This is a genomic window from Pseudoalteromonas sp. J010 (assembly GCF_003934235.1).
In the GTDB taxonomy this organism is placed as follows: Bacteria; Pseudomonadota; Gammaproteobacteria; order Enterobacterales; family Alteromonadaceae; genus Pseudoalteromonas; species Pseudoalteromonas peptidolytica.
In genome coordinates this window covers 67,818-94,161 of record NZ_RDBW01000014.1, presented here as the reverse complement: position 1 = coordinate 94,161, position 26,344 = coordinate 67,818, and the positions used below count along the sequence as shown (strand labels likewise).

General features: G+C 42.5%; 25 protein-coding genes. 13 read left to right on the top strand and 12 right to left on the bottom strand.

The genetic code is table 11. The features are described 5' to 3' along the window. Positions 1-57 precede the first annotated feature (57 nt). From EAG18_RS09560 to EAG18_RS09540, 5 genes are all read left to right on the top strand, one after another. Complete coding sequence (locus EAG18_RS09560) at positions 58-762, top strand: DUF2982 domain-containing protein (RefSeq protein ID WP_125252156.1); 705 nt, start codon at positions 58-60, stop codon at positions 760-762. 22 nt (positions 763-784) lie between these two features. Next, on the top strand, positions 785-1,117 hold the full coding sequence (locus tag EAG18_RS09555) for a hypothetical protein (RefSeq protein WP_125252155.1): 333 nt from the start codon (positions 785-787) through the stop codon (positions 1,115-1,117). A 15-nt stretch (positions 1,118-1,132) separates the two neighbouring features. Next, entirely contained in the window at positions 1,133-2,818 is a 1,686-nt protein-coding gene (locus EAG18_RS09550; RefSeq protein ID WP_125252154.1) for a DUF1566 domain-containing protein, read from the top strand. A 10-nt stretch (positions 2,819-2,828) separates the two neighbouring features. Continuing rightward, the gene (locus EAG18_RS09545; RefSeq protein WP_125252153.1) at positions 2,829-3,332 is read left to right on the top strand and encodes a DUF1566 domain-containing protein; all 504 of its coding nucleotides are present in this window, start codon (positions 2,829-2,831) and stop codon (positions 3,330-3,332) included. 185 nt (positions 3,333-3,517) lie between these two features. Continuing rightward, complete coding sequence (locus EAG18_RS09540; protein WP_125252169.1) at positions 3,518-4,309, top strand: YggN family protein; 792 nt, start codon at positions 3,518-3,520, stop codon at positions 4,307-4,309. Here the strand turns inward: EAG18_RS09540 and EAG18_RS09535 are convergent. The 7 genes from EAG18_RS09535 to EAG18_RS09505 form a co-directional block, all read right to left on the bottom strand. Then, a complete protein-coding gene (locus EAG18_RS09535) occupies positions 4,289-5,137 on the bottom strand; it encodes an amidohydrolase family protein (RefSeq protein WP_125252152.1) in 849 nt (282 codons plus the stop codon). The two genes, EAG18_RS09540 and EAG18_RS09535, sit on opposite strands and share 21 nt — an antisense overlap. 17 nt (positions 5,138-5,154) lie before the next feature. After that, entirely contained in the window at positions 5,155-5,883 is a 729-nt protein-coding gene (locus EAG18_RS09530) for an SDR family oxidoreductase (protein ID WP_125252151.1), read from the bottom strand. Positions 5,884-5,886: 3 nt separating this feature from the next. Beyond that, positions 5,887-6,375 carry a peptidylprolyl isomerase gene (locus EAG18_RS09525; RefSeq protein WP_125252150.1) on the bottom strand — a complete coding sequence of 163 codons (489 nt, stop codon included), beginning with the start codon at positions 6,373-6,375 and terminating at the stop codon, positions 5,887-5,889. Positions 6,376-6,476: 101 nt separating this feature from the next. Next, a complete protein-coding gene (locus EAG18_RS09520) occupies positions 6,477-7,973 on the bottom strand; it encodes a LysM peptidoglycan-binding domain-containing protein (RefSeq protein WP_275557255.1) in 1,497 nt (498 codons plus the stop codon). A gap of 27 nt (positions 7,974-8,000) precedes the next feature. Further along, a complete protein-coding gene (locus EAG18_RS09515) occupies positions 8,001-8,933 on the bottom strand; it encodes a hypothetical protein (protein ID WP_125252149.1) in 933 nt (310 codons plus the stop codon). 41 nt (positions 8,934-8,974) lie between these two features. After that, positions 8,975-9,265 carry a cell division protein ZapA gene (locus tag EAG18_RS09510; RefSeq protein WP_125252148.1) on the bottom strand — a complete coding sequence of 97 codons (291 nt, stop codon included), beginning with the start codon at positions 9,263-9,265 and terminating at the stop codon, positions 8,975-8,977. After that, positions 9,265-9,492 (bottom strand): DUF904 domain-containing protein, encoded by a 228-nt coding sequence (locus EAG18_RS09505; RefSeq protein ID WP_125252147.1) that lies wholly within the window; start codon positions 9,490-9,492, stop codon positions 9,265-9,267. Before EAG18_RS09505 ends, EAG18_RS09510 begins: the two co-directional genes overlap by 1 nt. A 225-nt stretch (positions 9,493-9,717) precedes the next feature. Between EAG18_RS09505 and rlmJ the strand changes: the two genes are divergently transcribed. Further along, positions 9,718-10,560 (top strand): 23S rRNA (adenine(2030)-N(6))-methyltransferase RlmJ, encoded by an 843-nt coding sequence (gene rlmJ / locus EAG18_RS09500; RefSeq protein ID WP_125252146.1) that lies wholly within the window; start codon positions 9,718-9,720, stop codon positions 10,558-10,560. A 78-nt stretch (positions 10,561-10,638) separates the two neighbouring features. On the opposite strand, the gene EAG18_RS09495 is transcribed toward rlmJ, so the two are convergent. Continuing rightward, positions 10,639-11,208, bottom strand: coding sequence for an alkylphosphonate utilization protein (locus tag EAG18_RS09495; protein ID WP_125252145.1), 570 nt, complete (start codon positions 11,206-11,208; stop codon positions 10,639-10,641). Between the two features lie 343 nt (positions 11,209-11,551). Beyond that, the gene (locus EAG18_RS09490) at positions 11,552-12,307 is read right to left on the bottom strand and encodes a transporter substrate-binding domain-containing protein (RefSeq protein WP_125252144.1); all 756 of its coding nucleotides are present in this window, start codon (positions 12,305-12,307) and stop codon (positions 11,552-11,554) included. A gap of 284 nt (positions 12,308-12,591) precedes the next feature. Between EAG18_RS09490 and EAG18_RS09485 the strand changes: the two genes are divergently transcribed. Further along, a complete protein-coding gene (locus tag EAG18_RS09485; protein WP_125252143.1) occupies positions 12,592-13,869 on the top strand; it encodes an HDOD domain-containing protein in 1,278 nt (425 codons plus the stop codon). Positions 13,870-14,177: 308 nt separating this feature from the next. On the opposite strand, the gene EAG18_RS09480 is transcribed toward EAG18_RS09485, so the two are convergent. From EAG18_RS09480 to EAG18_RS09470, 3 genes are all read right to left on the bottom strand, one after another. Beyond that, positions 14,178-15,653 carry an exopolyphosphatase gene (locus EAG18_RS09480; protein WP_125252142.1) on the bottom strand — a complete coding sequence of 492 codons (1,476 nt, stop codon included), beginning with the start codon at positions 15,651-15,653 and terminating at the stop codon, positions 14,178-14,180. Between the two features lie 18 nt (positions 15,654-15,671). After that, positions 15,672-17,768: a polyphosphate kinase 1 gene (gene ppk1, locus EAG18_RS09475; RefSeq protein ID WP_125252141.1), complete on the bottom strand. Its 2,097-nt coding sequence runs from the start codon at positions 17,766-17,768 to the stop codon at positions 15,672-15,674. 117 nt (positions 17,769-17,885) lie between these two features. Beyond that, the gene (locus tag EAG18_RS09470) at positions 17,886-18,392 is read right to left on the bottom strand and encodes an ACT domain-containing protein (RefSeq protein ID WP_125252140.1); all 507 of its coding nucleotides are present in this window, start codon (positions 18,390-18,392) and stop codon (positions 17,886-17,888) included. Between the two features lie 304 nt (positions 18,393-18,696). On the opposite strand from EAG18_RS09470, the gene EAG18_RS09465 reads away from it, so the two are divergent. The 6 genes from EAG18_RS09465 (at position 18,697) to EAG18_RS09440 (ending at position 26,301) form a co-directional block, all read left to right on the top strand. Further along, the gene (locus EAG18_RS09465; RefSeq protein WP_125252139.1) at positions 18,697-20,931 is read left to right on the top strand and encodes an ABC transporter permease subunit; all 2,235 of its coding nucleotides are present in this window, start codon (positions 18,697-18,699) and stop codon (positions 20,929-20,931) included. A 15-nt stretch (positions 20,932-20,946) separates the two neighbouring features. Next, entirely contained in the window at positions 20,947-22,596 is a 1,650-nt protein-coding gene (gene pstA / locus EAG18_RS09460; protein ID WP_125252138.1) for a phosphate ABC transporter permease PstA, read from the top strand. 27 nt (positions 22,597-22,623) lie between these two features. Then, positions 22,624-23,451 carry a phosphate ABC transporter ATP-binding protein PstB gene (gene pstB, locus EAG18_RS09455; protein ID WP_125252137.1) on the top strand — a complete coding sequence of 276 codons (828 nt, stop codon included), beginning with the start codon at positions 22,624-22,626 and terminating at the stop codon, positions 23,449-23,451. A gap of 23 nt (positions 23,452-23,474) precedes the next feature. Next, positions 23,475-24,176 carry a phosphate signaling complex protein PhoU gene (gene phoU, locus EAG18_RS09450; RefSeq protein ID WP_010607158.1) on the top strand — a complete coding sequence of 234 codons (702 nt, stop codon included), beginning with the start codon at positions 23,475-23,477 and terminating at the stop codon, positions 24,174-24,176. A 142-nt stretch (positions 24,177-24,318) separates the two neighbouring features. Next, positions 24,319-24,996 (top strand): TIGR00153 family protein, encoded by a 678-nt coding sequence (locus EAG18_RS09445; protein ID WP_125252136.1) that lies wholly within the window; start codon positions 24,319-24,321, stop codon positions 24,994-24,996. A 36-nt stretch (positions 24,997-25,032) separates the two neighbouring features. Further along, entirely contained in the window at positions 25,033-26,301 is a 1,269-nt protein-coding gene (locus EAG18_RS09440; protein ID WP_125252135.1) for an inorganic phosphate transporter, read from the top strand. The last annotated feature ends 43 nt before the right edge of the window (positions 26,302-26,344 follow it).

Here is a 26,344-nt window from a genome sequence, read left to right as displayed (position 1 = left end):
TACGTAAATTGGTAGTATGGGCGATCATTATGTACTTTTTTTACACTTGGTATACGTATGCTTGAAGCTAAATTACGTGCAACAGCAAACAGACACGGTGCTGAATTTATGCTTGTCGGTGCCATCGGCCTGGTGGTGATCATGCTTTTTGTCAATCTTCGTGGCACGCCTATTTCGATTATCGAAATATTTCTAGCGAGTGCCATGCTAGTCGCTATCTTTATCGGTTTTTTGAAAAGTCAGCAACCCTACTTTAGTTTATGCTTTAATGAACAAGAGTTTAGCTATGTACACAAGTATGGAGCTTGGTCTCTTCCTATTGTAAACTTTCACTCAAGTGGCATTCCGAGCGTGCAACAAGGTATTGAAACACTTGAGTTAAATACAGTTGGTATTAAACTTAATGATATTGACGCATTTTTAATTAATCTAACCCCGAGGCTTGCGGGTAAATTATTGATAGAACAGCGGCATATTTTTTTACAAGCTGTTAAAATACATTGTGAAAATGGCAATTGCCCATCGGAATGGTTAATAGAAGATACAAGTTATCGTTCCAAAGCTGGTAAAGAATACACTGGTTTAATGGCAATGTTTGCAAACCGAATGGATAATTTAAAAACGGTTACAGGTTATGATTTACTTCTGCCTGCGACCGCTTTAGACAGGGATATTTGGCAATTTTCAGCCATGTTAAACCGCTGGAAACTAAACCCTAAAGAGGTGGTAAACGCATTGTTAGAAGAACATACCACCCATTGAAGATGTAACAGGATACACCAATATGAGCTTAGAGACGGCCTATATTAAAAGTGGGCGCAATACCATTATTCACAAAGAGAAGAAATTAGATCTTGTGATTGTTAATGGTGAAGCACACCCAAAAATCATGGTGACGGCCAATGGCTTGGTGCCTTTTAAGGAAGAGCTACCAAGAAACCGAAGAGAAGCGAAAGAGCGCTACCTAGAAGTTGTCCATGTTGCAAGCGTTGATGTGTTTGGGGAAGTGAAGCGCTTGCTATTTATTCAAGCGTTAGATGGCCGTGAGTATAAAGTAGATTACAGCAAAGTGGGCACCAAGTTGTTTGTTCGCATACATCAAGAGAGTTACTTGTAACTTAATAGGGATCATATGACAGCGTTTAGGGGAAGTTGGTGTTTATTAGCGTTGCTACTTAGCGGCTGTGGCGGAGGCTCAGGTGGTAGTGAGCCTACACAAGTGAGCGCTTCGGTAAACGCTGGAATGGACCAAGAAGTGACTGAAAAGACCGACGTTATTTTGAATGCGACTGGCTCCCCTGCGGGTGGGACGTTTAACTGGCAAGTTGTGTCCGGTGCAACGGTGAGTGAGTTTCCCATCACAGATCAACAAGCAAGCTTCGTTGCGCCAGATGTTAAGGCTAATGTCGATTTATTAATCCAAGTGGATTATGTTGCGCCAGATGGCAGTCTTGCCAGCGATCAGGTGATGGTTTCTGTTAAGTCTAATAATCAGCTACCGTCAGTCAATATTACGCAAACAGCCCCTGAGACACTACCTGCAACATATCAAGATACCATCACGCTTAGCGGCGAGGGATCCTCCGATCCAGATGAAAACGGCCAGATTGTCGCCTATCAATGGCAACAGCTAAGTGGTCCCAGTACCATACAGCCGTCAAGTCTGAACAATGCAACATTATCATTTATCCATCCTCTGTTAGATACGGCACAAACCTCAGTGTGGAAGTTGACTGTCACCGATGATGAAGGAGGGCAGGCGAGTAATCAGTTTCCAGTGGGATTATTAGCTAATACCCCAGTCGTGGTCGCGAATGCAGGAAGTGATCAGCAGGTACAAGCCTTTGATACGGTGACGCTAGATGGCTCTAAAAGCGATACAGTGTCTGGTCAAAAGCAGTGTAGTTGGAGGCAAATACCAGCCACAACCACTGTCTCGTTAAGTGCACCAAATGATTGTGTGACCAGTTTTATTGCCCCAGATAAAAATGTGTTATCAAAAGCTGAATTTGAGCTTACAGTAACAGACTCGCAAAACCGCACTGCGACCGATAATGTGGTCGTTGATATTGAGAAAAAACCACTGGGTAAACTCAATGATAGTGGTCAACTTGCTTGCTACGACAACAATACTGCAATTGCCTGCAACAGCGATAGCTTTAGTGGTCAAGACGCCTTACGTGGGCGAGACTATTTTGCAACGCAAGTAGCGAAAGAAGGTCGAGGTAACGCCGGATTTGATTTTACCAAGCTGAACCAGTTTGCTGATGAGTTACCTGATGATGCGACTGACTTTGCCTGTATTAGAGACAATGTGTCAGGACTTATCTGGGAAGTAAAAGAGGCCAGTGCTGGGACGTTACCGAATACCTCTACACGCAACGCACAAAATAGTTATACCTGGGCCTTATCTGTAGATGGCACATTTGCAGAAGGCAGTGTGCAATCAACGGCGAATACCAGCTGCCCGCAAGATAGCCACTGTGGAATTCAAGCGCTAATTGATGAAGTTAATAACCCTGCCACTGGCGAGCAAAGCTATTGTGGAGGAAATAATTGGCGTTTACCAACGTACATGGAGCTGCTGGGTTTGTTGGATTTTAGCTATGCAAACTCGGCGGTTATTGATCAATCACTATTTCCCAATTTGCCTGCCTCTGCACTACTTGGGCACCGCTACTATTGGACGACGCAATCAAGTTTAGATGGCACTGGAACAGCGCTTCGACGTGCTTATGTGGTAGACATGGATACGGGTAACGATTTTGCTGTTGAAAAGTCGAGTAAGGCATTTGTGAGATTGGTTAGAAACCCATAAGGAGAGCACTATGAAGCATGTGATTTCGATGCTACTCACGATATTATTTTCAACTGTAGGTTACGCCCAAACGTGTGTTGGTACAGTGACGGATACAAGCCGTTATACGGTAAATGCGAATGGCACGATACTCGATAGTCAAACTGGACTAATGTGGCAGCGTTGTAATTTTGGACAAAATTACAATAGCACTTCACAAAACTGTGAAGGGGATAGCCAGCAGCTAACATGGCAGCAAGCATTAATAGCAGCCAGCCAAGACAGCTTTGCAGATTTTAACGATTGGCATGTGCCAAATATCAAGGAATTGGCGAGTATTGTACTACATCAATGTGTTGCGCCTGCTGTCAATGCCACAATATTTCCTACGACAAAAAGTAACAACTATTGGTCTGCAACGACGCAAGCGAGTCAGCCAACATTTGCGTGGGCATATCAGTTTGCGGATGGTAAGAATAATCCAACCAATAAAACATCGGACGCCTTTGTTCGATTAGTGCGCTACTATCAGTAAGCACGTTACTGTCGCTTTTTGGCCTACCCCGTAGTCAGTTCTTAGCGTGGTAGGCAGATAACTAACTTATCGTTTATAGATTTCACTCTACATTACTTTTTTGACCTGCACGCAGTTTTCATCTATCTAAAATGGCTTTGGGAATGTTTGATATTTTGCTACTCTCTCGAAGTATTTTATTTCTTATGTACTACACAGGAGGCCATGTGAATCGATTAATCAGTGCGATAGCCGTGTCTTGTGCAGTATTGACCACTTCGGTACAGGCAAAAAGCAAATGTGACGTTGAGCTTGGACATGGTCTTATTATTACGGATAATGAAATCCGAATTGTTGACGACGGACAAACGCGTATTCAAATCAACAACGATAGCCAGCTTTTTATTCTTGGACGCTGGATTGAGCTTGACCAACAAGGCGAGGCTGTCGTTCGTGAATACTCGCTAGGTATCCGAGATACGGTACCAGAGTTAGTTAACTTAGCTACGGATGGGGTCAATTTAGGGCTAAGTGCCATTGAGCAGGTCGTCGAAGGTATGTCAGATAAAGAGCCCGAGGTACTCAAAACTCAGCTGCAATATGTCGAACGTGCCCTCATGGACAAGTTTAAACGCGGTGATGACTTCTTTTTTATCGCACCACAATCATTGTCAAAAATTGATGATTTTTTTACTAAGGAAATTAGCCAAAAAATTCATTCTGCTGTGCATGGCTCGTTAGGGTCGATCCTCGTTTCTTTAGGTGATGCGTTTAAGTCTCGAGAAGGCAATATTGAAGATAGGATCAATGATATGGGGCAGCGTATGGAGATCATCTCAAAAGAGATAGACAAGTCACTACAGAAAAAAGCCCATCAGTTAGAGGAAAAAGCCGAAGAGTATTGTGAGTGCTTAAACTCGTTGGATAAAACGGAAGAAAAACTACAGCGTATAGTCCCTGAGCTGGTTGCTTATGATCTAGTCCAGATCCGTTCTTAAGTGATAACACTTACTGGCGTTTTCTCGACTCAGCTTGTGCCAAGTCGATGAGAGTCCGATAACATTAAAATAGTCTTGCCAAACTTGCCAGTAGCGCTTTTGCATCAATGAGACCGGATAATTTGAGCCTAACATTAAGCTATCTTCACCAGCATGGTCAATGAGGTGACCTAGCCATTTGTCCAGTGCCATTGGGTTTTGAAGCATCTCATGGCCGGAGCACTTAATCATGACATTCTTTAAGGTGCTGATCCGCTGTAAGACAGCCGTACATGGTTGTGTTTGTTCTATAAACCCTGCATGATTAAACACGATTTTTAGGCGAGGGTGGCGCTGTGCCAGTGTCAGTAATAATTCTATTGTGTCGCACTGTGAGAAAGCTAACTGCGCTTCAAAATGTAAGCCCAATGATGCAAGGTAGATTAGATTTTCTTGCAGCCAAGGCGTATGCAAACGGCGACTATCTGCGCCTTCTGTAATATCTCTTACTGCAACAAGCGTCGGCGTCATGAGGCGAGTAATGGCTGCACTAAACTGTTCTGGCGGTGCATCAATCGGTGCGTAGCCAACAGCTTTAAATGGAAACCCTGTGAGAGTTTGTGCTAACCAATGCAGCTCGTTGATAGGGTTTTGATTATCAAAACCGGCTTCAATATGCACCAGCCCAGACAAGGTAAATCGATCATGAGGAGGAATGCTTGCGAGATGGTGGTTTTGCCTGATCTGCGCTAAGTTCGGCCAAGCTGGTGGATTGTGCTTGAGCCAAGAGTATTGACCCTGTGCCAAATCAAAAAAGTGTAGGTGGGTATCAATAATCTGTAGGCTCATTGTAGGCTCTCTGCTTGCTACTGTGCGGTATAACCGCCATCAATACTTTGTAAGCTGCCGGTAATAAAGCTGGCGTCTTCACTGAGTAAAAAAGCCACAAGTGCAGCAACTTCCTGAGGTTGTCCCAAGCGTTCTAGCGGTTGTAATTTTGCTTCCTCAGCGACTATCTGTGATTTGTCGGCGCCACTACGTTGACAGTAATTGTCAATGGCGTGGTGGAATAGCGGCGTTTCAATTGTACCTGGACATACCGCATTAGCGCGGATATTAAATTTAGCGTAATCCAACGCCGTGGTTTTAGCCATAGAAGCGAGAGCACACTTACTCAGGTTATAAGCAAAAGAGTTAGGCTTACCAACCAGCGCTTGATCCGACGAAATTAACACGATACTTCCGGCTTTTTGTGCCTTCATACTGGGTAATACGGCTTGAATAGCAGCGTAAGCACCTTTTACATTTAGCGCGAATAAAGCGTCAAATGTCGCTTCATCGGTGTCTTCAATCGTTGCGCTTAGGTGTTTGCCGGCGTTTGAAACTAGCGCATCAATATGGCCTACTTCTGTCATAATGTCAGAAATGACACCCTTTACATCAGCGACTTTACTAACATCACAGTGACGAAAAATACCCTGCTCGCAAGGTACTATATCTAGATTATAAACTGTGTAATGTTGCGATAGCAGCTTGTTGACAATGGCTTGGCCAATGCCAAAGCTGCCACCGGTAACGATGGCAACTTTTTTCATAACTTAATGTCCGCAACCACCTGCTGCATGCACGTGACCATGGGAGATTTCTTCCGCTGTGGCTTCACGTACAGAGATGACTTCAACAGCAAATGYTAGTGTTTTACCGGCAAATGGGTGGTTTAAATCACAATCTGCGTTAAAACGACCAACTTTTACGATTTTTACTTGATGACGTCCCTGATTTGAATCAACGATAGCTGTCATGCCTGGTTTCCACACTTTGCTATCACCAAGACCTTGTAGGTGTTTGATAGGGATACGTTGCACTAAGCCTTCTTGGTACTCCCCATAGGCTTGCTCTGGAGTTAAGGTTACTGTAAAGCTATCACCACCTGTTTTGCCTTCAAGTTCACTTTCAAGCCCTGGTAGCATGCCTTCAGTGCCGTGAAGATAGTTTAGCGGATCGCCATTTTTGCTAGACTCGATTTGGCTGTCACCTTCATGAAGTGTGTAGTGAAACTCTACCACTGTGTTCTTTGCAATTTGCATAAGTAAACCTTAAATAATTAGTCCTAGGTGATGTTTGCTGCATCAACCGGTAAAGGTAGTAGTTTACGTGAGTGGCATTCTGGGACGCAAGTTTCTCGAGATTAATTCGGCTCTTCATTTGCCAAAGGTTTCCCATGGCGAAGTAACGACTGGATGACTTTTACCCTATTGACGGGAGCGGGAGGAGGCGGTTCTTGTTGATGCTGCTGCATATCTACCGCTGGTAGTAGTAAGGTCAATACTTTCCCTGGTTTAATCAGTGTTTGTGCAGTGAGTGAATTCCAATTAAGTAAATCTTTTACCGCAACATTGTATCGACGGCTTATCGTCCATAACGATTCTCCCGTTTTGACAGTATGGTGATGCGTACGTTGAGGTAACGGCTTAGCTTCAATTTCCTTTATATAGGGACTTATTTCATGGTCAATGAGCCACTGTTGTTGGGCTGTGTTTTTGGATATCCGTAATGTTTCTCCCACGCGGATTAAGTTAGAGGCTTTATTGTTAAGCGCCTTTAGCGCTGTCACACTCATGCCCGCATTAAGTGCGATACGATATAGGGTGTCATTAGCTTTGACGGTGTAGCCGTGACTAAAGTTGTCTCTAAAAAATGCGCTTTGTAATAATGCTTTTTGGGGCAGTGGTAATAGCACGACATGTGGCCCACTTGGTGAGCTTCGGTGCTTTAAAAAGCCTTGATTTAACGCGTATATTTCGCGCTTATCTATCCCACTTAGCTTAGCGAGTTGCCCAATATCAAACTGTTGGCCGATATCTAGTACGGATGTTGTGGCGTGATTTGGTAAATTGGGAATAGTAAAATCTGAAGGCGCGGTTTTTAATAAATGGCTGAGTGCGAGCAACTTAGGTACATACTCAGCAGTTTCTTTTGGTAATTTCAGATGCCAAAAGTGTGTTGGTTTCCCAGCTTTTTTATTTTTCGCAATGGCTTTTTTGACTCGTCCCTCACCACTATTATATGCCGCAAGTGCGTGTAGCCAATCACCATTAAAACGTTGGTGTAAATATAAAAGGTACTCCAAGGCTACGTCGGTTGAGGCTAAAACGTCTTGTCGTCCGTCATACCATTTGTCTTTTTTAATCCCAAAATGATAGGCTGTGGCATCAACTAGCTGCCAAACTCCGACTGCATTTTGGGTAGATTTGGCTTTAGGCCTAAAGTCACTTTCAACAAATGGCAGCAAAGCGATTTCCATTGGCAGCCCTTTACTTTCTACTTTATTGACTACGTGATAGAAGTATGGAGCCGCCCGCTGATTAACGACCTGAAGATAATTAGGTTGTGATAAATACCATTTTATACGTTTATCCAGCCGAGGATGAGAAGCAGTATTAAAGCTAAGCCGATGACGAACATATTGCCACAAATCATCCTCATGAGTGGAGCTTATGTTCTTTTTGGGTGTAATTACTTTAGGCTCCGGGGGCGCTTCTGGTTGTTTTGCAGGCACTACGGGCACTTGGGTAAGCGCGGACAAAATGGCTTGTCTGCTTACTTGTACACTGCTGCTACTTTTACACCCGCTGAGTGTGACCATCAGCACAACAGTATATAGCGTTATTAAGACTCTGTTCATCCTTTAACTATACCGATAGGCTAAGTATTATTCAAAGTCAGTTTGTTGTTGAATATGCTGCCATTGTGATATTGCACGTTGTTGTTGCTGCTTATTTGAGTACAAAGTGGTTATTTTTTCAATAACTTGCTGTTCTTTGGTCTGATTTAGTAAGGTTAAAAATTTGTCCGGGATAGAGAGCATATTAGGTTTATATGGCTTTCCTGTTGCAGGTAACACCCAGCTTAGTGGTCTGGAGCGTAGAGTCTGGAGTGCCTGTTGCCACTGTTGCCAATGCTTTCTATGTACTAAGGGGACTAAATCGACATTGTAGCCACCAATTAGCCCCTGTGAATGAGGAAGATAGATGGTGAGATCTGAGCCTGTGAACCCTGTAAAATTTGCAATGTTGACTTCCACTTCGCCTAAATTCAAAGAGGTGTTGTGGGTATCAAGGGTCTCACTTGAACGAAAGTGAGTTATGCGCTCTGACCAGCTTGCCACTCTTTGTTTGGCAATCGTCAGCTTTTCTTGCCAAGCGCCCTGCTGGTCTTTATCTAGAGTGGAGACTCTGGTCTTACTCAGGTCAATACTTTGTTCAAACAGCGCTAATTGTGCAGCGAAAGCCTGCTGTAGCTTATCGCCAGAAGTTTTTGTTGGGCTTAACCATACCAGTTTTGGAAAAGCATGCTGTAGTAACGCGATGCTAGTATCTTGCTTTATATCTGAATGTAGTGACACCGCATAGCAAAGAGGGACGCTGAATTGACTTTGTAGTATTGAAATGAGCGCTTCTGTTGCGACCAGATCACCATGGATAGAAGCGAGTAGCGCACAGCGCTGACCAACCACTAAAGCCTGATTGGGGATCAGTGGCTGGTTTTTTCCTTGAACAAAGTAAACCGAATCATTTAGCTGATGAAGCGAAATTGCATTGCTCGCGCTGCTGCGAAAGCTTATTACCGATAACACTAGACTCATAAGTAAAGTGATGTGGTATAGCAGCGGTTTACAGGTGTTTATCACTTTGTATCGCCAGATGTTGGTGTGAGCTTATCAAGGAGAGAGGAGACAAAATCAGCATCTTGCTGCTGTTTCAATTCTAGAGCTTGTAAATCGTGGCATAAGTGCAAAGCGGCAAGCAGCAGTGCACTATGGTCATTACGAACGGTTGAACGTTTACGCATTTCTTCAACACGCCTATCAAGTAGCGCTACGGCATTATGTAGCGCTTGCTCTTGATCTGGTGCGCACGCGAATTGATGCGACTTGCCAAGCAACGTGACTGTTACTTGGTTATTTTGCTCAGACATTAGCTCGCCTGTTGGGTCTGCAACTTATCTAGTAAGCCCGATAAAGAAGAGCTAAATTCTTTTTGCTTTTCTTCACTTTCTAGCATTTCGAGCTGTAATGTTTCATTTTCATCGATGAGTTTTTGATTTTGTTCTTTCAGTGCCGAAACTTCCAATTTTAACTGATTATTTTGGCTCAAAAGTTGGTCAATCAACTGGTCGAGTTTTTGGAGATCTTGGTTATTCATAAATGCGCTCATATGACTGTGATTTGTCATGCAAATGTAAAACAAAGCGGCCGAGGATGCTAGTGTTTACGCGACTTTCTGCTGATTTTTCTCAACTTTTAAGCGATAATAGCGGTATTCGAATATTTTGTTCATAAGTGATTCAGATTAAAGTTAAAAATAGATGAATAACTGCTCAAACTTAATCCGTTTCAATTAGCAAGCTACTTTTAGCAAGGCAGGTTTATGCTCAGTTACAGACACTCTTTTCATGCAGGTAACCCTGCCGACGTAATAAAACATTTAGTATTGGCGGAAGTATTGTCATATATGGTCAAAAAAGAGAAGCCTTTTGACTATGTTGATACACATTCAGGCGCAGGCTTTTTTGAACTTGCAAGCGATGATGCACAAAAAACTCAAGAGTATTTGCAAGGGATCGCAAAATTGTGGCATTACTCAGGCGCTGTGACAGCTATTAGCGACTATGTTTGTTTGATTAAATCGTTTAATGAAGGAGAGCGACTGAGTCATTATCCAGGTTCGCCAAAAGTTGCTGAGCATTACTTACGCCGCCAAGATAAAGGATGGTTTTTTGAGCTACATCCGAGGGATCTTGAACTATTGCAGCAAAATACTGCGCATAAAAAGTCATTACGAGTAACTGGTAGTGATGGTTTTAAAGGGTTGCAGGGCCTAGTGCCACCGGCATCAAGACGTGCTTGTGTATTAATGGATCCGCCCTATGAGATAAAGTCGGATTATGACGTTGCTGTGCAAAGCATCATTAAAGCATACAAAAAGTTTGACTCTGGTGTGTATATGATTTGGTATCCGGTTGTAGACCGAGCGCGCATTGATGCCATGGAGTCACAGCTAATCGACTCTGGTATTCGTAATATCCAGTTATTCGAGCTCGCGACCCGTGCAGATACCCAAGAAAGAGGAATGACGGCATCGGGCATGTTAGTGATTAATCCGCCTTGGACGTTAAAAAAGACGATGGATGCGGTGCTGCCTGAACTTGTCACTTTGCTTGCTGAAGAGGAAGGGGCRTTTTATCGCAGTATTCAGCTAGTTGAAGAATAGGGTTGTAAGTCACCTGAGTGCTGGATAATGCAAAGCTTTTCTTGCTCTTTATCCACACTCAAGGTAACAAGAATAGGGTTACTTTTTAACAAATTTTGTCAAGATTACAATGTTCTGACCTTCAACTCTTCCTTCAATATGTTCGGAGTTGGAAGGTGACAGGCGGATATTTCGCACCGCAGTACCACGTTTAGCCACTAAACTACTGCCTTTTACGTCTAGGTCTTTGATCAAGGTAACGGTATCTCCGGCATTTAACTTCACGCCATTGCTGTCAAGGTGCACAATATCGTCATCTTCCGCAAGTACTTGTTCAGCCCATGCTCGGGTATCATCTTCTAGATAAAGCATATCTAACGCATCTTGCGCCCAGCCATTCTCAGTAGCTAAACGGTTAAGCATACGATAAGCCACGACTTGCACCGCAGGTACTTGACTCCACATGCTGTCATTTAAACAGTGCCAATGGTTAGCGTTTAAGTCTTGTTGACCTTCAACTTGGTCTTTACAAAGCTGACAAAGATACACGCATTTATCTGAATGCGCTTCGTTGACTGGTGGTACCTCGTAGACGTCAAGGTTTGTAGTTGATGTGCATAATTCACATTGATTGTTACTGCGCTCAGCTAGCGCGGCAGCGATTGTCATAATAACTTCCCAAGCTATAAAGCGGTGATTATAGCAAGAAACGCACTTGATACTCAGCTAGAAAAGGGCAAATTATACCAATTCTCTTGATTAAGTGGTCTATTCTGAGGCGAGAAAACCTTGTCGATAACCCTGCTATCGCGTCCTGCTATCGCCAAGGTACCTACACCCGTGTAGGCAAGGCAAAAGTTTTGCTATTTAGTTGTTCTAAATAAGAAATTTTTAACGCTGTTAGCGTCAGATTTACTCCTTCAAATTGAACAAGTATTAAGTCAAATTGGTATTACTCCTTCAAATTGAAAACGTATTAAGGCTAATTGGTATTTTGCAAGCTTGCGTTACATCAATTTGCTAATGCGTGATTAACTGGCGTGTTTTTGTTGAGTGGGAGTGTGCTGGTGTATTGTCGCTCAATTCTTTCGAATTCTCCCGCTTGCTTTAAGGCTGCAATTGCTTGATTGAGAGGCTTGAGTAGCTTTTTATGTTTAGCAAGTAAGCGAAATGCCAGCATGCCTTCGGAGTGTAATTGATTAAAGATAAAAGCAACATCAAGCTGCTCTGACCAATATTGAGCAGGTAAGTCACCGATAATAATGTAGTCAATACGTTTCAATTTTAACGCTAATAACAATTCTCTTTCAGAGGCAAAGTCCACTCGATGAAACTGGTTATCGTCGTGGTAATAGTAGCCTCGAACAGTCCCAACCTCTTTCCCCGTAAGCGTTAAAACGGGAGGGTGCGATGGACGAGTCACAATATATTCTCTAATGCTAAGTATTGGCTCTGAGTAGATATATCGAGGGTCTTTTTTCTGTTCATCATTTAGCCAGTCTGGGCTAATAATATCAAAGTCAATCTGCTGCTGTTCCAAATATGCGTTAGTACGCTTAGCTGGAAGTAGTAGGTTTTCCCCCCGGATCTCTGCATGGCTCAATATTGCTTCGACTGTTTCTGGAAATATACCAGGTTTTTCGGGGTTATGAGTAAAGTAGGGATAAAAGCTACCCGAACCACTTAAACTATATTTTAAGTAGGGGGTGAGGTCAGCTTTAACAAAGCTTGTGAAAGTAAAGAACCAAAGAATTAAAATTTGCTTCATAGTCCCATCTTAGCTTAACTGCTCAAATAAAGACAAGGGAGCGCTGAAGCTTTTAATAAGTAACCTAGACTTGGTATAACTCATTTCCTGCTCCAAGTTCAGGTCAAGTACTATCTGTTTTATCTATATTGCAACCAAGCTGCTGTAAAACCACACTTAAAATGAATAGGTGGTAACTTTTGGTTATAAGTGTTGTAAAATATAGAAACTTTTTATTGCCCAAGGCGTAACCATATTATACGCTTCCAGATACGTGGTTTCCTTTTGGCTTCTAAAGGATACGAATGTTAATGAGTGGTCCGGTGACTGAAATTCGCAAATCAGCAGTACAGTATATTGCTAGGCAGGCTATTTTGCGGCCTGATCAGGAAGTTTTTGCCTATGAGCTGCTTTATCGTGACTCAGACAATAACGCGTTTCCTGTTGGGGTGAGCGATGGTCAAGCAACCGGCCGAATGTTCTTTAACTCGCTTATGTTTATCGGGGTAGACCGATTAGCCGCAGGGCAGTTAGCCTTTATTAATCTCTCCGATGAATCACTATTACAAGAGTTGCCAAAACTGCTTTCCCCACAAAAAATTGTGATCGAGATAGTAGAGCGCTCAAAAGATATTCCTTCTCTAGTAAATACTGTGACTAAACTCACGCAAAAAGGCTACCGCTTTGCTCTGGATGATTATGATGGCGATGCTAAGTGGGAGCCGTTATTACCGCTAGTGGAGTTTGTCAAAGTGGAAGTTGAGCAGCCGATCATAAAAACAAATATGGCTGTGAAGCGGCTGAAGCGACAGTTTCCTGATATAAAAGTCATTGTTGAGCGGATCGAAACAAAAGACGAATTTGAGCTTATCAAAACCTCAGGCGCTGACTATTTTCAAGGCTTCTTTTTCGCTAAACCGGAAATGCTCAATCACGGTAATGTTGAACCATCAAAAATGGTGGTATTCCAGCTGCTACAGGCGACAGCCAAAAAATCACTTTGTTTCAAAGAAATACAATCTCGGGTGAGTAAAGATCTTAGCTTAACAGCCAGATTATTGAAGCTTGCCAATGCCAGAGCTGGAGAAGAAAGATTAGAAATTAAGTCAATTTCTCAAGCGGTTGTATATCTCGGTGAAGATGCAATAAGACAGTTTGTTAAAGTTCTTGCGCTGAGTGAACTTGGCTCTGATAAGCCAAGTGAGCTTACTAGAATGGGCTTAGTTCGTGCTAAATTTGTAGAGACCTTTCTCATGCCTGGTGGTGAAGAAATGGCTGAAACGGGCTACTTATTGGGATTGATGTCTATTTTGGATGTTATCCTCGATGTCGAGCTTGCTGTTATTGCATCTGAGTTTTCACTTGATGATTCACTCTCAAGTGCACTGCTGAGCTATCAGGGGTTGCTGGGGGGCGCTTTGCGTTTGGCGTTTGAAATTGAGCGGAACGATTGGAAAGAAGCCGAGCGTATACTAAAAGCGATTAGACCTGCCACACCAACCAACTATTTATATGATATGGCGCTCGCTAGTAGAGCGTATGCGGATGATATTCTCTCCATCGTTACCGAAGAGATTGAATAATACCAATTTGACTTAATACTTGCTCAATTTGAAGGAGTAAATCTGACGCTAACAGCGTTAAAAATTTCTCATTTAGAACAACTAAATAGCAAAATTTTTTCCTAGTTATCGACAAGATTTTTTCGCCTCAAAATAGACCACTTAATTAAGCAAATTGGTATAAAACCTCTACTTTGAGTCGCTGTATATTTCTTTGTTGCTGTTATCCATTATGATTGCTTGATTATATCTCTTAACTAAGTTTGCTATTTTGAGACAAAAAACCTGTTGATAGCACTGTCATCGCCAGCGCCTTGATGTCCTAATCTTTAGAATGTCAGCTGGATCCCCAATGCTTTTAAATATCCCTGCTCTTGTTCTAAATCGGCTTCAAATAATGAATGGGAAGCAAGCCACTTTGCTCCAACGTGCAACACTAGCGTATTGTCTAGGGCTGCGATACTAAGTTCAGGAAGTTGCTCCTGCTGACGCTTTTGGTTCACTAGTATACTCAAGCGAAAAATTGCCAATAGGCGGCTAAAATGACTTAATTCCCCTTCAATAAGCTCAAGTAATTCAGGTAATTTAATTTTCTTTCGATAAAATCGTACCAATGCGCTGAGTGTTAATTGCTGAGCTTGCGTAAAGCCTGGCAGTTGACTGTGTCTAACAATATACGCCCCGTGTTTATGCATTCCTGATGAGTTGATCGCGAGGCCTACCTCATGCAGTTTTGCTGCCCAGCAAAGCATTTCTACATCGTAGTTTGATAACGGCCAGTGGGTTTTCAGTTGCGATGTAAACAACAGAATAGTTTCACATATATTGTCAGCATGTAATTTATCTATGTTGTAGTGGTCACTAAAAGCATTGATAGTTCGGGTTCGAATATCAAATGCTTCCGTTTGATGTATTTCAAATAATAAGCCTTCTCTAAGCGCATAATCACTTAGACGCATGGCTGCAATGTGTAGCTGTCGGAATAATGCAATTAATACTGCAAGGCCACCGGAAATACTGACTTTTCTTTCTTCTGGCAGTGATTTTAAAGTGACGTTATTAATATGCTGGGCGTCAATAAAGAGTTGCTTTATTTGCTCAAGCTTTGCAAGTGTTATCTCATCACTCGCGGTTAACTCAGCGACCATAGCTGCAATAGTTTTGATAGTTCCAGAGGTGCCTATCACCGTATTCCAGCCAAGTTTTAAGTAGCTAGCAGCAATACTCTCAATATGCTGTTCGGCCTTGATCTCTGCTTTTTTAAAGCGTTTTGCTGATAACTTGCCATCAGCAAAATATGCTTTATTCATGGTCACACAGCCCACATTACGACTACTCAAAAGCTTATGGGTCAGGTGTTGTCCTATCACCAGTTCTGTACTGCCACCGCCTATATCGATAACTAAGCGGTTGTGCGTATCATGTTCGTAATTTGCTACACCTTGATAAATAAGACGCGCTTCTTCTTGACCAGAAATTACATTAATCGGGTAGGGAAAAACTTGTTTTGCTTTGGCAAGAAAGTAATTGAGATTTTTGCAATTTCGTAATGTATAAGTCGCTACTACTTGAACAGACTCTTTTGGAAAGCCATGCAAAGTTGTCGCAAATTGTGACAAGGTATCTAGTGCTCTTGCGATAGCTTCGTCACTGAGATTAAAGTTGCTGTCCAGACCAGAGGCCAAGTAAACTCTTTGTTTCTCTTTATGGAGCAGTTGTAAGCGACCATCAACTTCTCTTGCAACAACAAGGTGAAAACTATTTGAACCTAAATCCACAGCTGCAATAGAAGGGTAGTCGCGCATACATTAATCCTAACAAGTTTACTCTTTAGTTCCCGTCAATTGCTGTGATTCCCATTTTTTTAGATGGTCATAAATCGCAATTTGAGAACGAATTTTTTTACGGTTGCCACGGCGAACGTACAGATTCTTCTGTTCAGCGTCAATGACTCTTGCTTTCGTTCTATCTTTAAACTGCAACTCAATGACGTCGATGATAAGCTTTTTCAAATGCTCTGCATAAATAGGGGTGCCCACTTCAACGCGGTGGTCAAGGTTGCGGGTCATCCAGTCAGCAGATGAGATAAACACTCGTGGCTCGCCATTATTATCAAATATCATTACTCTAGGGTGTTCTAAAAACCTATCGACAATACTAATGACTTTGATGTTATCGCTAAATTGATGTAATCCCGGTATAAGCGCGCACATACCGCGCACAATCAGGCGGATCTTTACCCCTTTTCGAGATGCTTCATATAGTTTATCAACAAGCTGTTTATCGACTAAGTTATTAATTTTTATTGTTACTTTTCCGCTTCGCCCTTGCTCTGAGTGTTTGATTTCATCATCAATTAACTCAGTAATTTTACTACGAGCATTAAGTGGTGAAATCATTAGGTGGTCAAACTTAAATGGCAAATAACTACTTTCGATAAAACGAAAGACACTATCACATTCTTCTGTAATATCGGGATGTTTAGTGAATAAGCTAAAGTCGGTGTAGATACGCGCCGTTTTTTCGTGGAAGTTACCAGTACCAATATGCGCGTACTTTACTATTTTTCCTTTTTCTTTGCGGTGTACCACACACAGCTTGCTGTGTACTTTGAGTGCCGGGATCCCGAGCATCACTTTGATGCCATACTCGCTCATAAGCTTTGCCCACTCAATGTTATTTTGTTCATCAAACCGCGCTTTTAGCTCAACCATTACGGTAACTTTTTTACCATTTTTTGCTGCACTGACCAAAGAGGCAATCAGCCGAGACTGTTTTGCAACACGATAGATATTTACCTTTATTTGGGTCACTCGTGGATCGAATGCAGCTTGACGCACATACTCAAGCATATGATTAAAGGTGTGATACGGATAATACAGCAAAATATCCTGAGCAGATATTGCTCTAAAGACACTGCTATATTTGCTAAAAGCTGCGCTTTGTAGTGGCGGTAATGGTTTATTTTCTAAGTAGCCACGGCCAACATTTGGAAATGAAATAAAGTCTCTGAAGTTACGATAGCGACCTGCTGGGATCATAGCGTCTTGGCCGGTAACACCTAATCGTTTTTTCATCAGCTTGAGCATTTCTTCAGGCATTGTCTCTTCGTATACAAGCCTCACAGGTTCAGCATAAAGGCGCTGTTTGAGGCCCTTAGACATCGTATCAAGTACGCCTTCTTCTAATTCATCGTCTAAGTTGTATTCAGCATCTCGGGTGAGTTTCATCGAGTAAGCGTCGATACGTTCGAATTTAAAGAAACTCTTGAACACGTCGGCAATAAAAAAGCGCACGACATCATCCAGTAAAACAATCGTTTTATGTCGGCGTGTTTTTTCAGGAGGGAGCTGTACAAAGCGGTTTAGGCGATCAGTCGGAACCTCTAAAAAAGCATGGTGCTGCTTTTCACCATTGAGCTCAACGAACAGATAAGTCATGGTGTCATTAATATTGTCTGAATAGTCTTTACTCTCATTAATCATCATCGGTAGCAAGTGTGGCAAAACTTGATCTTTGAAATAATTTGCTAACCAATTTTTATGAAAATCAGATAATGCTTCAGGCTGTTCAACGTGAATATTATGCTCATTCAAGTCCTTCAATATTTGAGCGTATATGGCATTGAACTTTTTACCGAGTTCTAGTACTTTTTTTTGAATGTCAGCAAGTAGTGCCTCATCTTCGTCAAAGTTAGTATCAGGTAAGTTATTTAGCAGGATACGACGTTTAACGTCTGCGACTCGTACTTGAAAAAATTCATCTAAGTTATTGGAAAAGATACCAAGAAATCGGATCCGTTCGATGATCGGATTAGCGGGATCCTTGGCTTCTTGTAAAACGCGTTCGTTAAACGAGAGCCAGCTTAATTCTTTGGCAAAGTATGTGATGGTTTTATGCTCTAAAGATACGGCCTGCATTGTGCTTTCCATAGGTACAGCTTTTCTACAGCTTAAGCAGGGTGTATGACACTATTATGACAAACACGACGCGCCTGTTGTGTTTGCCATAAGACTATCTTGAGTATAGTGCAGCTTTTAGCTCTCTTCTATGTCGACAATCAAATCACTGGTGATTGATTCAAGTGCATCTACGACGTTTTCTTTCACCATGCCAACGGGTAAAGTAACTGTGGCAAAAGCGCTAAAAATAGGGAGTCCCCAATTCGGTGCACTGCGTTGTTTCGATGTGAGGTGGGTAATATTCGCCCCTTTATGGCGAATAACAGTCGCGAGCTCTTGGACTATTCCCGGTCTGTCATTACCAGTAATCACTAAATTGAGCGTGTCGGGCTCTGCCTGTGTTGCTGACGTTTCGCCTGACTCTATTTTTACCTCTAAATCAGGTAGCGCGTACAGTGCCTCTTGTATTTCTTGCAAATGTTCTTCAGCGACTTCAATTTGCACTATACCTGCAAAGTGACCTGCTAAATGACTTAAATTACTCGTTAACCAATTACCATGGTGAGAAAGAATTGTAGATGATATTTTCTCGACGAGACCCGGCTGGTCCTTACCTATAAGTGTTAATATTAACTGCTTCATATCATGTCTCTTTTTTTGTGGCGCCCGTAGGCGAAAAAACGAATTCGGCGCATGATTTAGACTAGTCTAAATACTGGCTTTGTCCAGTCTCTGGAAACACTTAATGTAAAGAAATGCAACGAAATTTAGGCCTTTACTCTAGCTTAACATGGAGGCTGTTTTTTGTTCAGTTTGGTTTGTTTTTTTTGATAATAAAACTCTGCTCTAAGGTAATTGAATAACGTGCAATTGTGTATTGGGTGTAACACAACTGTCATCTTGATGAAATATAATGCCCGCAATTTTAAAACCAAAGGGTATATTGATGACTTCCAATCCGCAAAAGCCATCCTTTAAAACGGATAGAAGCCGTCTATTCAAAGACAGGTTTGCACAATTTGGCATTACCTCCGGTGGAGTAATGGTCTTAATCGCACTTTTACTTATCTTCTTTTACTTACTGTACGTTGTTCAGCCCATTTTTGAATCTGCAAAGGTTGAAAAAAGAATGGACATTCAGCTAGTGCAAGAGCAGAAATACCTGGGTATCGGCGTTGAAGAACAAACTGAAATTGCCTATTTACTTAGCCGCAGCGGTACGGTTGATTATTATCAAATCAAAGGCGAAGGTGCTGGTAAGCTACTGGACTCGCTTAACGTTGATCTTGATGGCAATGTAACTGCATTTGCGGAAAGTGCCCCATTTTTGGGTCAGTATGCATTTGGTCTTGATAATGGACAAGTGCAGCTAGTCAAGCCCATGTTTATGGTCAGCTTTCCCGGTAATCAACGTGTATTGACACCACGTCTAAGTTACCCACTAAACGCCAAGCAACTTATTGTAGATGAGCAAGGTCAAGCAATCCGCAAATTTGCGTTTAGCCATTTTGAAGACAAAACTGCAGTGGTTGCGCAAACAGCTGACAAGCGTGTAATTTTTGCTTCTTACGTTGCTGAAGAGAATATGTTTACTGGTGAAGTTGAATGGGCGGTTGAGCGCACGGAGTTGGATATAGACGGTCGTGTTGACGAGCTACTGATTTCACCAGACACATCACGCACCTTTGTTCGTTCTGCTAACCAAGTCTATGTGTTTGATACACGGTATGCTTCAGAAGTAGAGTTATTCCAATTACTCGCAGCAAATGAAGAAAATGCCAACTTAGTCAATATGAATTTGCTCGCTGGTGCAAACTCGCTGATGCTTGCGAATGATAATGGTGAAGTGTCTCAATGGTTTGAAATCAATACCGATAATGGACGTCAATTTGACAAAATACGCTCATTTGAGACGCCCAAGAGTAAAAGAGTAAACTTGTTCAGTGAGTTTTATCGTCGCACTTTTTTCACAACCAATGAAAATGGTGAACTTGGTCTGTATTACACCACCAGTGAAGCACACTTATGGCAAGGTAAAGTGACGGATAAAGCAATACAAAAATTTGCTGTTGCACCACGTGCGAACGCGGCTTTACTACTCGCTGATGATACCTTGACGGTTGTTGAACTGCATAATGAACACCCAGAGGTAACGTGGTCTGCATTATGGCAAGAGGTGTGGTACGAAGGTTACCCAGAGCCTGCTTACACTTGGCAATCCACATCAGCTAGCGATGACTTTGAGTCTAAATTTTCCCTAGTACCAATTTCATTCGGTACGATTAAAGCAGCAATGTACGCTATGTTATTTGCAGTACCTATAGCGCTAGCGTCAGCTATTTACACGGCTTACTTTATGTCCAGTGAGTTGCGTCGAGTCGTTAAACCAGCGGTAGAAATTATGGAAGCACTACCAACGGTTATCTTGGGCTTTTTAGCGGGTCTTTGGCTTGCYCCTTTAATTGAAACTCATCTACCAGCAGTGGTTGCTCTATTGGTGTTATTACCAATAGCAATGATTGCAACGGCATTTGGCTGGACTAAATTACCCGCAAAAATAAGGCACGTTGTGCCTGAGGGGTGGCATTCAATTTTGCTTATCCCAGTGGTACTAATTGTTGGTTGGCTCTCGTTTGCCATGAGCGGTGGTATTGAGTCTTGGTTGTTTGGCGGTAATGTGCGCCAATATTTAACTAATGAACTAGGTCTAACATTTGACCAGCGTAACTCCCTAGTAGTAGGTATCGCAATGGGCTTTGCGGTCATTCCTACTATCTTCTCGATTGCTGAAGATGCGGTATTTAGCGTACCCAAGCACCTTTCAAATGGCTCACTGGCACTCGGTGCTACGCAGTGGCAAACTTTGGTTCGCGTTGTATTACTGACAGCAAGTCCTGGTATCTTCTCTGCTGTGATGATGGGTTTAGGACGCGCTGTTGGCGAAACCATGATTGTATTAATGGCAACGGGGAACACGCCAATTATGGACTGGAGTATATTCCAAGGTATGCGTACGCTTGCAGCGAATATCGCGGTTGAAATGCCAGAATCTGAAGTGGGAAGCTCACATTACCGCATCTTGTTCTTAGCTGCCTTTGTATTATTTATTTTTACTTTCGTATTTAACACCGTTGCTGAATTTGTCCGCCAGCAGCTGCGTGAAAAATATAGTTCAATGTAATTGGAGTGACATGACATGGTAAAGCAGTGGTTTAAGTCAGGTTCTCCGTGGATCTGGATGACAGGTGGCGCGGTCAGTATTAGTTTGATTTCGGTCATTGGACTCTTGGCAATGATAGCGTGGAAAGGGCTTAGCTTTTTCTGGCCATCACAAGTGGTAGAAATGCAATTAGAGGGATCCGTTGCGCAGCAAACAGTGATCGGTGAAATTTATGATCGCGAAATGGTACCAAAGTCTCGACTTGAGGCCGCAGGTTACGACCTATCTGACTATCAGGCCGAATATGTAGAGCGTTTGCTAGTTAAAACAGGTAACCGTGAATATGTGGAGCTTGACTTTAGATGGGTCTTGTCCACTGATATAAAGCGTCAAACAGTACCAGCTGATCTGGCTGTATTTGAGCGCAGTAAAAATGGTAACTTCTATGGCTATGTCGTCCGTGTTTTGGAAGATGGCAAGGCTGTTGTAGAGCAACCAGTTGAGAAACTGCATGAGTTAGTTGAGCGCGCCGTAGACCTAAATGAAGAAGCGCTAGATCTTCAAAACAGTGAAATCGGCCACATTAACTATGAACTTGAGCGTTTACGCTTAAAAGAAAAATCATATCAGTTAGATAACGAACTGACTGATGAGAGGCTAGCTGAGCTAAATGCTCGTCGTGCAGAGTTGCGTGAAGATTACAAAGTATTTGAGAAGCGCCTTTTTGAGCTAAGAAAGCAAGCAAAGCGTGACCAAGTCGTTGTCCGCGACATGCGTGGTGAAGAAGTAACACTTCCATTGTATCAAGTGCTGGATGTGTGGTTCCCAAATGATATGGGCTTTTTCGCTAAAGTAGGTCATTACTTGGTACAAATTAGCAAGTTTGTAAGCGACGATCCGCGTGAAGCAAATACCGAAGGTGGGGTTTTTCCTGCAATCTTCGGTACGGTATTCATGGTGATGTTGATGGCAGTGATTGTGACGCCATTTGGTGTGGTCGCAGCAATTTACTTGCATGAATATGCGGCAAAAAATGCGATCACTAAGATGATACGTATCGCAGTGATAAACCTCGCAGGTGTACCGTCTATTGTATATGGTGTATTTGGTCTTGGTTTCTTCGTTTATATGTTAGGTGGCTCAATTGACGAACTGTTCTACCCTGAAGCAGCGCCAAGCCCTGTATTTGGTACGCCAGGGGTTATCTGGTCAGCGTTAACATTGGCAATTTTAACGTTACCTGTAGTTATTGTTTCTACAGAGGAAGGTTTGTCACGTATTCCAAGTTCAGTACGTCATGGTTCATTGGCTCTTGGCGCAACTCAAGCAGAAACGCTTTGGCGGATCATTATACCAATGGCAAGCCCTGCAATTATGACTGGCCTTATCCTTGCGGTAGCACGAGCTGCTGGTGAGGTAGCACCACTGATGCTGGTGGGGGTGGTAAAGATGGCACCAACACTACCGCTAGATGGAAACTTCCCCTATATTCATTTGGATCGTAAGTTTATGCACTTAGGCTTCCATATTTATGATGTAGGTTTCCAAAGCCCGAATGTTGAAGCTGCAAGACCTTTGGTTTATGCAACTGCGTTCTTGCTGGTTACGGTGATTATTGCACTAAACATTACCGCTATCGGTATTCGTAACCACTTACGCGAAAAGTTCAGATCACTAGAGCATTAATAGTAAAGATTTTTAACAGGTAAAAACATGATTACAGTAGCGCCAGAAGTCAATCAAGCAAATGCTAACAACAAGCTTGATTTAGCAAATTTAAGTCCAGAGCTCACCGCACTAGAGATCAAGAACCTAGATCTTTACTATGGTGATAAACAAGCTCTTAGCAACGTCAACATGCTGATCCCAAAAGGGCAGGTAACCGCATTTATCGGTCCATCAGGTTGTGGTAAATCAACATTACTGCGTTGTATTAACCGCATGAACGACCTGGTTGATAGCTGTCGTATTGAAGGAGAAATCAATCTTCAAGGACAGAACATTTATGATAAGAGCGTCGATGTTGCAGCGTTACGTCGCAACGTAGGTATGGTGTTTCAAAGGCCAAATCCATTCCCTAAATCTATTTATGAGAATGTGGTTTACGGCCTACGCCTACAAGGTATCAAAGACAAGCGTAAGTTAGACGAAGTGGTTGAAAAATCACTGCGCGGCGCTGCGCTTTGGGACGAAGTCAAAGACCGACTTCATGACAGTGCCTTTGGTTTATCAGGTGGTCAGCAGCAGCGTTTGGTTATTGCTCGCTCAATTGCGATTGAACCAGAGGTACTGTTACTTGATGAACCAACATCGGCACTGGATCCAATTTCTACGCTAGTTATTGAAGAGCTCATTAACGATCTGAAAAACAAGTATACTGTAGTTATCGTTACACATAACATGCAGCAAGCTGCGCGTGTATCTGATCAAACTGCGTTTATGTATATGGGTGAGTTAATCGAGTATGCAGATACCAATACTCTATTCACCACGCCGTCTAAGAAGAAAACTGAAGACTATATTACTGGTCGTTACGGTTAAGACGCGCTTGCGAGGAGAATATTATGGAACACAATATTAATAAGCACATTTCTGGCCGCTTTAACGAAGAGCTAGAAAACGTGAGAAATCACGTACTCAGTATGGGTGGGCTGGTAGAGCAGCAACTAAACACAGCGCTTGATGCGGTTAACCACAATGATGCTGAAAAGGCGAAAAAGGTCAGTCAGAACGACTACAAAGTCAATGCAATGGAAGTCAACATTGACGAAGAGTGCACGCGAATTATCGCCAAAAGACAGCCTGCTGCCAGTGACCTACGTTTAGTCGTTGCGATTGCAAAAACCATCGCGGATCTTGAGCGTATCGGTGACGAGGCTGAGCGAATAGCCAAAGTAGCACTCGATTCATTTACCAAAGATCAGCAAGATTTATTGGTAAATATTGATAACATGGGACGCCAAGTCTCGCAGATGCTGCACGATGTATTAGATGCGTTTGCGCGTATGGATGCGCAAAAAGCATTTGAGGTTCACAAAGCGGACGCAAAGGTTGACCGCGAGTATGAAGCTGTCACACGTCAAATAATGACTTATATGATGGAAGACCCACGTTCTATTCCAAAAATTATGGACTTAATTTGGTCCGTACGTTCATTAGAGCGTATCGGTGATCGCTGCCAGAATATTGCAGAATATGTAATATACTTTGTAAATGGCAAAGATATTCGTCATACATCTCAAGAAGATATCGCAAAAACCTTGTGATGCTTATCAAGTAGTTGCGCGCATTGAGCGCGCAATTTCATGTTAAGTTCATCTAAACTTGTAATAAAACCGTTCACAACGGCGCTCAATGCTGTAAAATTACTCTTTGCACATGCATACAAATATGATTTAAGGGTCAGTTATGCCTAGTAACGCGTTTTTAGGAGTGTTTGCTAAATCTCCTATTAAGCCAATTGAAGAGCATATAAAAATAGTCCATCAGGCCAGTGCGGCCTTGATCCCATTTTTTAACCATGTCTTCAAAGGGGAGTGGGCGGAAGCGGATGCAATTCGCATTGAAATCCGAAACCTTGAGCGTGAAGCAGATGAACTTAAGCGTGAAGTTCGCTTACAGTTGCCTCGCGGTTTATTTATGCCAGTAGAACGGACTGACTTACTGGAACTAATTACTCACCAAGATAAGATTGCCAACAAAGCTAAAGATATCGCCGGTCGCGTTATCGGTCGTGAAATGGTGATCCCTGAATCCATTCAAAAAGACTTTCTTGCTTACGTCACCCGTTGTGTAGACGCGACTAAACAAGCATCTGAAGCAATCAATGAGCTTGACGAGCTACTTGAGACTGGTTTTAAAGGCCGTGAGGTTACACTCGTTGAAAAAATGCTCGTTGAGTTAGATGCTATTGAGCAAGATACCGATGAAATGCAAATAAAGATTCGTCAAGAGCTACGTGCTGTTGAAGGCGAGCTAAACCCGATTGATGCGATGTTCTTATACAAAATCATCGAGTGGGTAGGTGGCCTTGCGGATATTGCAGAGCGCGTTGGTTCACGTCTTGAGCTGATGTTAGCTCGTTAATAAAAATCGATCTTTTAAAATAAAGTAAGGTTTGTTATGGATTTTATTGCATCCTACGGCACGGTATTGGTTTTAGTTGCCGCAGCAGTTGGTTTCTTTATGGCTTATGGTATTGGCGCAAATGATGTTGCTAATGCGATGGGTACTTCGGTAGGTTCAAAAGCACTTACCATCAAACAAGCAATTATTATTGCTATGATCTTTGAATTCGCGGGTGCTTATCTTGCGGGTGGCGAAGTAACATCAACGATCCGAAAAGGGATCATTGACTCAACTCCTTTTATTGATATTCCTGAACTTATGATATTGGGGATGATATCAGCATTATTTGCCGCAGGTAGCTGGTTATTATTAGCTTCTATGCTGGGCTGGCCGGTATCAACTACGCACTCAATTATCGGTGCTATCATTGGTTTCGCACTGGTCGCGGTAGGTAGTGAAGCTATCCAGTGGGGCAAGGTTGCAGGAATAGTTGGTAGTTGGATAATTACTCCAGCTATTTCAGGCTTTATCGCCTATCTTATTTTCATGAGCGCACAAAAGCTTATCTTTGATACCAATAAACCACTAGAAAATGCCAAGCGTTTCGTCCCTATTTATATGGGTCTAGCGGGCTTTGTGATGTCATTAGTTACCATTAAGAAGGGACTAAAACACATCGGTATCAACATGGGTACTTTTGAAGGTTTTGCGCTGGCAATCGGTATCGCTATCGTGATTGGTATCATCGGTAAATTTGCAATTTCTAAATTGAAGATGGATCCAAATGCAGATAAGCAAATGCAGTTTAATAACGTTGAAAAAGTATTTGCTATTCTGATGGTGCTGACAGCGTGTTGTATGGCATTCGCACATGGTTCAAATGATGTAGCAAACGCAATCGGTCCTCTAGCAGCAGTAGTAAATATTGTTGAAAATGATGGTGAAATTGCAAAGAAAGCGGCGCTTGCGTGGTGGATCTTACCATTAGGTGGTTTGGGTATTGTTGCTGGCCTTGCGATTCTTGGTAAAAAAGTAATTAAGACCATTGGTGAAGGTATTACGCACCTTACTCCGAGCCGTGGTTTTGCAGCAGAGCTTGCAGCAGCCTCAACAGTTGTTATCGCCTCTGGTACCGGTCTCCCTATTTCGACAACTCAAACCTTAGTTGGTGCAGTTTTAGGTGTAGGTATGGCTCGTGGTATTGCCGCATTGAATATGGGTGTTATCCGTAACATCGTAGTTTCTTGGGTAATTACATTGCCAGTTGGTGCTGCCCTTGCTATTGTTATATTCTATATTTTGAGATTAGTGTTTGGCGTTTAAAAGCAAACCACACCTTTTCAAAAAGACAGACTTTTAGCTTGAA